An 11,041-nucleotide genomic window follows, 5' to 3' on the forward strand; every position below is an offset into this window, starting at 1 on the left:
CGTACGGTTTAGTTATGAAATGTTACGCCTTGCCGTCGCGGAACCGTACGGGCATGGTCGCCGCCATCGACCACGGCCCACCAAATCCAGCCGGCTGGCCAGCCTTTAGGAACGCGCGCCATCATGAAGGTGAAGACCGAAGCCCGCCGCCAAGCCATCCTGGACGCCGCCGGCGCCCTATTCCAGGAGGTCGGGTTCGCCGCCGCCTCCATGTCCGAGCTGGCGACGCGGGTCGGCGGGTCGAAGGCCACGCTGTACAGCTATTTCCGGTCCAAGGAGGAACTGTTCGTAGCCGTCATGGCGCATGCCGCGGCGGAGATGAAGCAAGCCTCGTTCGAGGCGCTGAACCCCGACGACGACGTTCGGGAAACCTTGACCCGCTTGGGCCGCATCTATCTGCGCTTCGTCTTGTCGCCCTGGGCCATGTCCATCCGCCGCATCGCGGTGTCGGAAGCGGCGCGGTCCGAGGTTGGGCGGCTGCTGTATGAGAACGGCCCCAAGGTGGGCTGGTCGAAATTCGCCGCCTATCTGACCGTTCTGATGGACCGCGGCCGCCTGCGTCGCGCCGACGCCGATCGCGCCGCCGCCCACTTCCGTGGCTTGGTGGAGGCCGAGCACGTGGACCTGGTCATGCTGGACGCCAAGGAGAAGCCTGGTCCCGCCGCCATCGACACGGCGGCGGACTCGGCGGTGGACGTGTTCCTGCGCGCCTACGCCGCCGGCTGACCTGGCCGCGTCACAGGCTGGAGAAGCCGCCACCCGCCGCCTTGGGCGTCAAGGGGGCGGCGCCGAAACCGCCGACGGACACGGGCTGCTGCGCCTGGAAATCGTCTATAGCCGCCATGATGTGGGCGATGAAGTCACGCTCGGCAGCCGACAGGCGCGGGCTCCAGATGTCGAAGATCATGACCACCCGCACTTGGTCGCTGTCGTTCCAGGCCTCATGCTCGATGGTGTCGTCGAAGGCCCAACCCACCCCCACCCTCCATTCCCGCGTCTGGTTGCCCACGCGGAAGCCGCAGCCCGGCGGCACCACCAGGGGCAGGTGCACCACCAGGCGGGTGTTGGCGACACCGGTATGCGGCGGGATGCGTGTGCGAGGCTTCAGGACGGAGAACATGGCGGCGGGTGACCGGCGGATCATGCGCGGCTGCGGCATCTGCTCCAGCACGGCCATGGTCCTGGGCGCGCGGTCGGCGTTGCCGGGCACCGGCAGGCCGTGCTGCAGCAGGTGAAAGGCGCTCCACCGTGGGGAGCGGTTCAGTTCCGCCCATTGGTCCAGGGGCAGGCCATCGCGATAGTCGATGTAGGGCATAAAGGCGTCGGCCAGCGCCTCGTCGGCCAGAATGGCCGCCAATTCCGCCTGGATGTCGGCCGTGGCGGCCTCCAGCGTGGGCAGCCATGGGCATTCCTCGCGATCGTAGAACTCGATCGCCGGCATGTCGGGATAGTGATAATGCGTCGGCTGCTGGGTGTAGACCTTGCGCCGGCCCAGCACCTGGTCGGTGAAGAAGGCCATGCGCCGGGCGTCGGCGCTGGTGCCCCGCGCAGCGCCCTGGTCCACCACCGGGCGCAGAAAATCGGCCATCTCCTGGACATGGGCGGCGTGGGCCTTGCGTGCCTGGTCCAGCGCCCGCTGAGTCGGCGGATCCAAATTCTGCTGCGTCTCGCCCAGGGCCACGGCCACGCCGTAGGCCTCGCCCGCCTCGCGCTTGCGGCCCAAGGCCTGCAGCAGCGACGCCCGCATCAGCAAAGCCATGAACAGCCGAGGCTCCACCGTCAGCACATGGTCCACCGCCGCCAGCGCGTCGGCGTGGCGGCCCATGGCGCGGCGGGCCGCCGCCAGATTCAGCCACAGCGGCAATTCCCCGGGCGACTGGCGCAGCGCCTCTTCCAGGATGGCGTGCGCGTTCGCGTAATTGCCTGATTTCATGGCCGCCATGGCGGCCGCATTGGACCGCTGGGCTGGGACATCAGGCTGCATCGTTGCTCCCCGTTGTAGGCGCCTTAACACCGCCATGGCAGCACAACTTTGGCCGCAATGCTAGGGATGTGAGCCCTAACCTTTTGGAAAAGCGCTTAATTGCACCGCCGTTGTGCAATCTTCCAAGAATGGAAGCACGACATTGCATCTAATACTGATCGCATCATCAAAATAAATATAATGCCAGTTACGAAGCAGTTACCAAAATCACGATGCGTTATTAAGATTAAGTGTCACTGAAACGTGACATAGACTCGCTATATGAATCGTTATTATCGCGTTTAGTTGACGCTCGTTTTTCACTCCTCAAAAACTCTGCTCCAAGCGATCCGGCAGCCTCAGCCCCTTTTCAGCACGGGGATTGCCGGCGTGACCGTCAAGACGCCGTTACAGGCGGTTGGGTGGAGAAGAGACAAGTGAAGAAAATGACAGACCGGGGACGTTTGCTCACGTCGACGACATTGATGGGGACCATGCTGGCCGGTTCCATGGCCGCATGCGTGATGGCGATGGCGGTGGGCACCGCCGCTGCCGCGGAGGACGATCTGCAGGAAATCGTCGTCACCGGGTCGCGCATCAAGCAGGCCGCGAACCTGAGCAGCGACAGCCCGCTGACCACGGTCACCGACAAGGAAATGAAGCTGCAGGGCACGACCAACGTCGAGACCATGCTGAACCGCCTGCCAGGCGTGACCGCCGACCAGACGCAGGGCGTGTCCAACGGCGCCAGCGGCACGGCCACCATCAACCTGCGCAACCTGGGCCCCTCGCGCACCCTGGTGCTGATCGACGGCCGCCGCATGGCCGGGGGCGACCCCAGCTATCCCTACGCCGACGTGAACTTCATCCCGGCGGCGCTGGTGGACAGTGTGGATGTGGTCACCGGCGGCGCCTCGGCCGTCTATGGCTCCGACGCCGTCGCCGGTGTCGTCAACTTCAAGATGAAGCGCGATTTCGAGGGCGTGAAGGTCGACTATCAGCTGTCGGCCGCCCAGCACGACAACGACAACAAGGAAGCGCAGACGGCGCTGAAGAACTTCGGCGTGTCCGTTCCGGGCAGCCAGTTCGACGGCTTCGTGCGCGACAGCAGCTTCATCATCGGCGCCAACGCCCCCAACAACCGCGGCAACGTCACCGCCTATGCGACATACCGCTGGACGGAGCCGGTGAAACAGTCCAGCCGCGACTGGTCCGCCTGCTCCCTTTCCGTCTCGGGCGCCGACAACGACAGCCACGTCTGCCAGGGGTCCAGCAACAACACCTATGGCCGTTTCCGTACCAACGGGTCGGGCACCGGCCTGTCGCTGAACCCGGACGGCTCGTCCACCTTCGTGCCTTACACCAACGCCCTGTCCTACAACTACGGGCCCTACAACTACCTGCAGCGCCAGGACGAGCGGTACACGGGCGGCGCCTTCGCGCACTATGAGGTCAGCCCGGCGTTCGACGTCTACACCGACTTCATGTTCATGACCGACCACACCCGGGCCCAGATCGCCCCGTCGGCCATCTTCAATTCCGCCCTGTACAACATCAACTGCGACAACCCGCTGATGTCGGCGTCTGAAGCGACGGCGCTGTGCGGCAGCAACGCCGGCACCAGCACCAATTGGTCGGGCACCATCGGCCTGCGCTTCAGCGGCTCGGGCATGGAGCGGTACGACGACATCCGCCACACCGATTACCGCTATGTCATCGGCACCAAGGGCGATCTGGGCGGCGGCTGGAGCTATGACGTCTCGGCCCAGCACTCGGAAGTGATCTACACCGAGCATTACGAAAACGACGTCTCCATCTCCAAGGTCCAGAAGGCCCTGAACGTCGTGAACGTGAACGGGGTGGCCACCTGCCAGTCCGTCGTCGACGGCACCGACCTAAACTGCGTGCCGCTGAACATCTTCTCGCTGAACGGCATCAGCAGCGACGCCTGGAACTACATCAAGACCACCTCCTTCAAGGAAGGCAACGTCACCCAGGACGTGGTCCAGGGGTCCATCACCGGCGACTTCGGTCGGTTCGGGATGCAGAGTCCGCTGGCCAACAACCCGGTCGCCATCGCCTTCGGCACCGAGTACCGCAAGGAAGGCCTGAATCTGAAGGTGGACGAGGAGAATTCTTCGGGCGACCTGGCCGGCTCCGGCGGCGCCACCCAGAACTCCAGCGGCTCCTACGATGTGAAGGAAATCTACGGCGAACTGCGCGTGCCGCTGATCGAGGGGCGGGAGTGGGCCAAGGCCCTGGTGCTGGATACCGGCTACCGCTGGTCGGACTACAGCTCGTCCGGCGTGGTCGACAGCTGGAAGGCCAGCCTGACCTACGCGCCCGTGTCAGACCTCAGCTTCCGCGGCGGCTACAACCGCGCCGTCCGCGCCCCCAGCATCCTTGAGCTGTATTCCACCCAGACCGTGGGCCTGACCTCCGCCTCCGATCCGTGCGCGGGTTCCAGCCCGTCGGCCACGCTGGCCCAGTGCGCCCGCACCGGCGTCACCGCCGCCCAGTACGGCACCATCGCGGAATGCACGTCCTCGCAGTGCAACGTCCTGACCGGCGGCAACACCGCGCTGAAGCCGGAAACGGCCGACACCTGGACCATCGGCACCGTCATCACCCCGACCTTCCTGCGTAACTTCTCGGCAACCGTCGACTATTTCGACATCCGTGTGACCGACCTGATCAGCACCCTGTCGGCCTCGTCCGTGCTGAACCAGTGCCTGAACAGCGGCGACAGCTATTACTGCAGCCTGGTGCACCGCGCCAGCAACGGCAGCCTGGCGCTGACCGGCGGCTACATCATCGATACCGAGCTGAACACCGGCTACCTGAACGAGCAGGGAGTGGACATCGGCCTGAACTACCTGGTCGACCTGGAAGACCTGAACGTCAAGGACCGCGGTTCGGTGCTGTTCAACTTCAACGGCACCTGGATGGCCAACTACCTGGTGCAGCAGCAGCCGGGCGAAAGCGCCTACAACTGCCGCGGCCTGTTCGGCGTGACCTGCGGCCAGCCCATGCCCATGTGGCGCCACACCATGCGTGTCACCTGGCAGACGCCGTGGAACGTCGACCTGTCCGGCAACTGGCGGTACATCGGCGGCGTAAAGCTGGACCAGAACACCAGCAACGCCCTGCTGTCGGGCGACTACGACAAGGCCGACGGCCGCATCAACAGCTACAGCTACTTCGACATCGCCCTGTCGGCCACACTCTACGACCACTACACGGTCCGCTTCGGCGTCAACAACCTGTTCGACAAGGATCCGCCGATCCTGGACAGCAACGTCTACGGCATCGCCGGCACGTCCAGCTACGGCAATGGCAACACCTTCCCCGGCATCTACGACACCCTGGGACGGACCTTCTTCCTGGGTGTGACCGCCGATTTCTGATTGGCGATCATCCCGTGTCAAGACGAACGGCGGGTCTTCGGACCCGCCGTTTTCCTTTGTTGGCAATATCTTGTGCAAAATAAGATTGTATCGATGATTTTCGATATACCGGTCCCACCCGCTTGGCGCTAGGCTGCGTCCCGCGTCAGCCAAGGCCGGGGCACGCCGGCCCTTCGATACCGGGAGAAATCCGCCCATGAGCACGCCCACCAATCACCAGATCCGCCTGGCGGCCCGCCCCGTCGGCCTGCCGAAGGACAGCGACTGGCAGCGCACGGAAGAACCGGCGCGCCCGCCCGCCGAGGGCGAGGTGCTGGTGCAGACCCTGTACCTGTCGCTGGACCCGGCCATGCGCGGCTGGATGAACGAGGGCAAGTCCTACATCCCGCCCGTAGGGCTGGGCGAGGTCATGCGCGCCGGCGGCATCGGCCGCGTGGTGGCCAGCGCCGCCCCCGCCTTCACCACCGGCGACTACGTCAGCGGCGCGCTGGGCGTGCAGGAATACGCCACCCTGTCGGCCAAGGCCCTGACCAAGGTCGATCCCGCCCTGTCGCCCCTGCCCGTGCACCTGAGCGCGCTCGGCATGCCGGGCATGACCGCCTATTTCGGGCTGCTGGACGTGGGCCAGCCCAAGCCGGGCGACACTGTGGTGGTCTCGGCCGGCACCGGCGCCGTCGGCGCGGTGGTGGGACAAATCGCCAAGATCAAGGGATGCCGCACCGTGGCCATCGCCGGCGGGCCGGAGAAGTGCCGCTACGCGGTGGAGACGCTGGGCTATGACGCGGCCATCGACTACAAGGCCGGCGACATCCGCAAGGATTTGCGCACTCACTGCCCCGACGGCGTGGACGTCTATTTCGACAATGTCGGCGGCGACATCCTGGAGGCGGTGCTGGCGCAGCTGGCGCGCAAGGCGCGCATCGTCGTGTGCGGCGCCATCTCGCAGTACAACAACACCACGGCGGTGAAGGGACCGGCCAATTACCTGTCGCTGCTGGTCAACCGCGCCCGTATGGAGGGCATGGTGGTGTTCGACTATGCCGACCGCTATCCGCAGGCGGTGGCGGAGATCGCCGGCTGGATCAAGGAAGGCCGGCTGGTATCACGCGAGGACATCGTGGAGGGTGGCGTGGCCGCCTTCCCCGACACGCTGCTGAAGCTGTTCACGGGGGAGAATTTCGGCAAGCTGGCCCTGAAGGTCGCCGACTGAGCAAGACGGGACAAGACGCGCCCCGGCGGCCCAACCGCCGCCGGGGATCGCGACTTCACGTCAGGCCGAGGCGGACGCCCAGGTGGCGCCGGTAGCAGACCGGGTGGCAGCGGGGGCGCCTTCCCCATCATCCAGGATGGGTACGGCCTGCACGATGATGCTGTTCAGCGTGCGGCACAAGGTGCGGCCCCGTTCCGTCAGGTGCAGGGTGCGGACGCGGTTGTCATGGTGCAGCGTACGCGCCTCCACCAGGTCCGAAGCCCGATTGCCGAACCCGGTGGAAAGGCGGGCAACGATGCGCGACACGGTGTGCGGCTGCGCCCGCAGCAACATCCCCAGCTCCCGCAGGCTGATGCCTTCGTTCTCGCAGATGTACAGGAAACCGCAGGCCTCCTGCAGCGAGAACTGCTCATCCACCGCCCGCATGGCTTCCAGGGCCGCCAGGGGAGCGCTGCGCTGCCGATGGCGGTGGTCGTTCTGATTAGCTGTCATAATGGTGCATGTTCCCCGTGTTGGAGGCCAGGCGCAGGGACGGCCGCACCTGGGAAGCCGCGCGCTGCTTCACTTGCGAGAATGTGAGGTTGGCCTGAGGGTAGGTGGCCATGATGGGCTCGAACAGACGGCGGATCGCCGCTTGATGGTCACCCGCCGCCACGAAGTCGTCTGCCTCTACCTCGATCACGATGACGCTTTTGATCTTCATTTCTGCAAATCCATTTCCTTGGCCCGCCCCACGCCCCCTGGTCGTGCCCCTTCCAGGAACGCGGGACGAAACCGCCCGAAACCGCCAGATCCGCTGTCTCCCGGCCTATCCTCGCCGCCATCAGCCGGACGCGGGATCCGCCTGGTGGTTGCGAAATCAACCTGAGCCATTGCAGAAATGGCACTCATGATCGCTCGGGCCCAACACACCGATGCAACGCTGCAACCAATCCTGGTTCCCGGGCCTAAACCGCCCGGACACCGGGGCCGCCCCTTGGCACTTCAGCCATCTCTTCCGCAGGGCGACACGAATTAGGTGCGCTTTTGTCGTTATACGGACGAGCCGTCAAAAGCTGTCGCTTGCAGGAACGATTAAGGCGCCGATTTTGCCGCCCCTCTCGCGAAGGCACGGGGGAAGCCCGGACAAAGCCTGGAACGCCACCCGGCGCCACCTTGAGCGGCGGGGCCGGACCATCTGAAAAGAAATGGGCATTCGCCCTTTACCGGTTCGGGCGTCCCTGACGGGATCCTTTTCGTTGGTCCCACGGTAGCGGCCGCACCCGTCGCGCGCCATCCGCCAATCCGCCTATGCGGTCACCGCCCGCGGCCGACATGGGCCGGACATGAAAAAGGCGGGTGCCCATTCCTTTTCAAATGGTTGCGGCCCCGCTCCTGGGTATTTCAATAAATGGATTATAGAAGGTCAGCGCATCGGCAGGGGAATCACCTGGGCGGACGCCATTTCCTCCCAATCCAGGGCTTGGTCGGCGCCCAGCATCGCCTCATCGTCGCGGTCCCGCTCCCGGATGGCAACGAAATCCTGGATCTGGTCCATGAACAGACGCACCAGGTTCGGGTCGAAATGGGCGCCGGCCTCGCCGGTGATGTGGGCCAGGGCCCGAGACAGGGGCCACGGCTCCTTATAGGGCCGGGCGGACATGAGCGCGTCGAACACGTCCACCAGGGCCACGATGCGGCCGGACAAGGGAATGGCGGGGCCTTTCAGTGCCCGGGGATAGCCCTGGCCGTTCCACCGTTCGTGATGGCTTAGGGCAACCTCCGCCGCCAGGTCCAGCAGCGGCAGGCCGCTGCCCATGAGGATGCCGGCGCCGATGGTGGTGTGGGTCTTCATCACGTCCCATTCTGCGGGGGCCAGGGGGCCGGGCTTCAGCAGGATGGCGTCGGGGATGCCGATCTTGCCCACGTCATGGAGGGGGGCCGCCAGCGCCAGCTGGTCGGCGAATTCAGCGTCGCATCCCGCCAGCAGCGCCAAATGACGGGCCATCTGCCCCACCCTGTCGGTGTGGGAGGCGGTTTCGTTATCCCGCAAGGCGCTGGCGGATCGCAGGCGGTTGATCATTTGCGATTGCGCTTCACCCAGCTGGGCCCGCGCACTGACCAGCATGACTTCCGACCGGCGGCGCTGAGCCACCTCCGTCGCCAGGATGCGGCTCATTTCCGTCAAGCGGTCGGGGGGCGGTGGGGCCACGAGCGTCCGGCGGGCGCGGACCGCCGTCCGGCGGCGCAACACCTCGCGCACGGCCACGGCCGCGGCCAGGGCGGCGGTCAGCAGGGCGGGCCAGTATCCGGCCAGGTGCGCGGCGTCGGCCACCAGCAGGGCCCCGGCACGCATCACGACGATATCCATAACCCCGCTCCTTCTACCCACGAAGGCAGTCTTGGCGGGAAGTGCTTAAGGATTTGCTACCGGCTCCTAAGTAATAGACTGCTTGGCCGATGGCATAAGGAGTACCACCTAGGACCCAGCCCACCCCTGCTTGAAGTCGCCGGCACACCTGGTCACGGCCACACCGGCCGTGGCGTCGCTCGCCGGGTGGGTAGCTTTGGCGGTTCGCAAGTCCGGCTAAACCTGGACCTGCTGTTAGGGGACATATGAGATTGGAGTGAGGCGGGATCTGGCGGGACATTCCGGGATCCAGTGGGACAGCCCAGGCAAACCGGGCAGTCCAGGCCCACCACCAGGCGCGCGGGCGGGGCGGCGTTGAGGTTGGAGTGGGCGCCCCTGGCGGGCGGTTTCGACACATGAAATTGGAGTGGCGGGGCGGCCGAGGCAACCCCTCTTAGGCCGCTCTTAGACGCCGCCTGGCGGGCCATCAACAGGCCGTAGTTCCAGGCGTGCGTCTTGCCGCGCATCAGAACAATAGGCAGGCGCAAGACAGTTACCGGGGCGCGAAAACGCGGAACGGGCAACACCAAATTGGATGAATACTTACGCCTTAGGAATATAAGCCCCGCCTCATCACGATAAGAGACGGTTTTAACAGGCCGAGATAACGCCATCTTAACGAATACCCCCGTATGCTGACCCCAGGGTGTACACCCAGGGGTCATCAGTGCACGCGCTGGGAGGTAGTAGCGTACCTCGGTGGACTAGGCCGGTCCACCGCCCCGCCCTTACGCCTGGGGGGCACCCTCAATATCAAAGGGTTATCGCGTTCGTGTCAACCCTTTAGGGTGTAAATCATCCTTTAACACTACTAAGAATACTACTGTATTCGCTTTGTGACGGGATGTGACGGTCACCCCGCCATCCGGTCCGTCTTGGCCTTCTCTTCCGCCACCATCCGCCGCTTTTCGCCCTCGGACGTGGTGACCTGGAAGCGGTAGGCCTCCGCCACCATCTCCGCCCACACCTCAGGGGACGCCTTGTCGACCCAGGCTTCTTCCTGGGCGAAGCGGCGTACGCTGGCGATGGCGCTACGCAACATCTCCACGTCCAACGCCGGCGCAGGTTCCTGGCTGGCTGGCATTCCCTGTGCGGCCACAGTTGGCCGCATCTCGCCTTCGCCCGTTATAAGCCATTGTATAGAAATTCGGTAAAGCGAAGAAATCGCCGCGAGCGTGTTAATGCTTGGCTCGGCAGTCCCTTGCTCATAGCTGCCCAATCGGCCAGGGGTCAAATTAAGAGCCTGGGCGGCATCGATCCGCTTCATGTCGCCGCGCGCCTCGATCAGACGCTCAGCAAAAGGGCTTTTTGGCTTAAGGGGCGGCGCCATTTCCTGGAACTTTCCTGGAACCAAGGTTCTTCGGCCCACGTCGAGTTCCAGAACTCGCGCAAGCTATTGAACCGATTGAAAAAACGAATTTTTCGCTCAATAGGCGGAGTGTCGCCGCCTTGGAACTAATTTTTCGACGTTCCGAGCTTGCAAAGACCGAAAAATTCGATCATCATCCCTCCCATAACGAACCCTTCTGAAAAGAACCCTTCTTCGACGCCATGGAGCCATGCCGGGCATTCCGTGGAAAGGAGCACCATAGCATGGGTTGGCATCCTGCCGACATCCGCGCAGCCGTGGAAAAACGCGGCTCGACGCTGAAAGCTGTGGCCCTCGCTGCCGACGTGCATGAGGACGCCTGCCGCTTCGCCCTGCGTCACCGCCATGTCGGTGGCGAGCGCGCCCTGTCCGATTTCCTGAAAATCCCGCTTTGGGAGCTGTGGCCCGACCGCTGGTCCTGTCATGGCATCCGCCTCGATCACCGTACGAAAGAACTTCGTGAACACCGCAACCCTAAGGCGGTGGAAGTCCCTTCGTCCTGTCAGAAAAGTAGGGCCGCCTGAACATGGTTAACGAAACGAATTCTCCGCAGATCGGCGCGGAATTTGATGCCGAAATCGCTGACATCGAAATCGGGGAGCGCCTGCGCGAGGTGGACGCGGCCCGGGCCATGCTGGTGGCATCCAGCATGCGGGATCGGGGGCAGATGACCCCCATCCTGGTGAGGCGCCGCAAGGGCCGC

General features: G+C 64.6%; 9 protein-coding genes. 4 read left to right on the forward strand and 5 right to left on the reverse strand.

Annotation, left to right across the window (positions count from 1 at the left end; genetic code table 11):
- Nucleotides 1-123: 123 nt before the first annotated feature.
- The gene (locus P5F91_RS28720) at nucleotides 124-726 is read left to right on the forward strand and encodes a TetR/AcrR family transcriptional regulator (RefSeq protein WP_277908929.1); all 603 of its coding nucleotides are present in this window, start codon (nucleotides 124-126) and stop codon (nucleotides 724-726) included.
- A 10-nt stretch (nucleotides 727-736) separates the two neighbouring features.
- Here the strand turns inward: P5F91_RS28720 and P5F91_RS28725 are convergent, their stop codons facing one another.
- Nucleotides 737-1,984, reverse strand: coding sequence for an aspartyl/asparaginyl beta-hydroxylase domain-containing protein (locus P5F91_RS28725; protein WP_277908930.1), 1,248 nt, complete (start codon nucleotides 1,982-1,984; stop codon nucleotides 737-739).
- 473 nt (nucleotides 1,985-2,457) lie between these two features.
- Between P5F91_RS28725 and P5F91_RS28730 the strand changes: the two genes are divergently transcribed.
- The gene (locus P5F91_RS28730) at nucleotides 2,458-5,370 is read left to right on the forward strand and encodes a TonB-dependent receptor domain-containing protein (RefSeq protein WP_277908931.1); all 2,913 of its coding nucleotides are present in this window, start codon (nucleotides 2,458-2,460) and stop codon (nucleotides 5,368-5,370) included.
- A 196-nt stretch (nucleotides 5,371-5,566) separates the two neighbouring features.
- Nucleotides 5,567-6,580 (forward strand): NADP-dependent oxidoreductase, encoded by a 1,014-nt coding sequence (locus tag P5F91_RS28735; RefSeq protein WP_145608880.1) that lies wholly within the window; start codon nucleotides 5,567-5,569, stop codon nucleotides 6,578-6,580.
- A gap of 60 nt (nucleotides 6,581-6,640) precedes the next feature.
- Here P5F91_RS28735 and P5F91_RS28740 read toward each other — a convergent pair whose 3' ends face one another.
- From P5F91_RS28740 to P5F91_RS28755, 4 genes are all read right to left on the reverse strand, one after another.
- Nucleotides 6,641-7,072, reverse strand: coding sequence for a helix-turn-helix domain-containing protein (locus tag P5F91_RS28740; protein ID WP_145608879.1), 432 nt, complete (start codon nucleotides 7,070-7,072; stop codon nucleotides 6,641-6,643).
- A complete protein-coding gene (locus P5F91_RS28745; RefSeq protein ID WP_040842923.1) occupies nucleotides 7,062-7,283 on the reverse strand; it encodes a hypothetical protein in 222 nt (73 codons plus the stop codon). The genes P5F91_RS28740 and P5F91_RS28745 overlap by 11 nt, the downstream gene beginning before the upstream one ends.
- 702 nt (nucleotides 7,284-7,985) lie before the next feature.
- Nucleotides 7,986-8,930 (reverse strand): HD-GYP domain-containing protein, encoded by a 945-nt coding sequence (locus P5F91_RS28750; protein WP_277908932.1) that lies wholly within the window; start codon nucleotides 8,928-8,930, stop codon nucleotides 7,986-7,988.
- An 892-nt stretch (nucleotides 8,931-9,822) separates the two neighbouring features.
- The gene (locus P5F91_RS28755) at nucleotides 9,823-10,299 is read right to left on the reverse strand and encodes a helix-turn-helix domain-containing protein (protein ID WP_277908933.1); all 477 of its coding nucleotides are present in this window, start codon (nucleotides 10,297-10,299) and stop codon (nucleotides 9,823-9,825) included.
- A gap of 263 nt (nucleotides 10,300-10,562) precedes the next feature.
- Here P5F91_RS28755 and P5F91_RS29955 point away from each other — a divergent pair, with 263 nt between their 5' ends.
- Complete coding sequence (locus P5F91_RS29955; RefSeq protein WP_422394503.1) at nucleotides 10,563-10,862, forward strand: helix-turn-helix domain-containing protein; 300 nt, start codon at nucleotides 10,563-10,565, stop codon at nucleotides 10,860-10,862.
- Nucleotides 10,863-11,041 lie beyond the last annotated feature (179 nt).

The sequence above is a fragment of the Nitrospirillum amazonense genome (assembly GCF_029594735.1).
Classification (GTDB): Bacteria; Pseudomonadota; Alphaproteobacteria; order Azospirillales; family Azospirillaceae; genus Nitrospirillum; species Nitrospirillum amazonense.

Bases quoted from the DNA above. Each gene is read 5' to 3' on its own strand.
- P5F91_RS29955 (WP_422394503.1), top strand. From the start codon at position 10,563: ATGGGTTGGCATCCTGCCGACATCCGCGCAGCCGTGGAAAAACGCGGC.
- P5F91_RS28740 (WP_145608879.1), bottom strand. From the start codon at position 7,072: ATGACAGCTAATCAGAACGACCACCGCCATCGGCAGCGCAGCGCTCCC.
- P5F91_RS28725 (WP_277908930.1), bottom strand. From the start codon at position 1,984: ATGCAGCCTGATGTCCCAGCCCAGCGGTCCAATGCGGCCGCCATGGCG.
- P5F91_RS28745 (WP_040842923.1), bottom strand. From the start codon at position 7,283: ATGAAGATCAAAAGCGTCATCGTGATCGAGGTAGAGGCAGACGACTTC.
- P5F91_RS28730 (WP_277908931.1), top strand. From the start codon at position 2,458: ATGCTGGCCGGTTCCATGGCCGCATGCGTGATGGCGATGGCGGTGGGC.
- P5F91_RS28735 (WP_145608880.1), top strand. From the start codon at position 5,567: ATGAGCACGCCCACCAATCACCAGATCCGCCTGGCGGCCCGCCCCGTC.
- P5F91_RS28755 (WP_277908933.1), bottom strand. From the start codon at position 10,299: ATGGCGCCGCCCCTTAAGCCAAAAAGCCCTTTTGCTGAGCGTCTGATC.
- P5F91_RS28720 (WP_277908929.1), top strand. From the start codon at position 124: ATGAAGGTGAAGACCGAAGCCCGCCGCCAAGCCATCCTGGACGCCGCC.
- P5F91_RS28750 (WP_277908932.1), bottom strand. From the start codon at position 8,930: ATGGATATCGTCGTGATGCGTGCCGGGGCCCTGCTGGTGGCCGACGCC.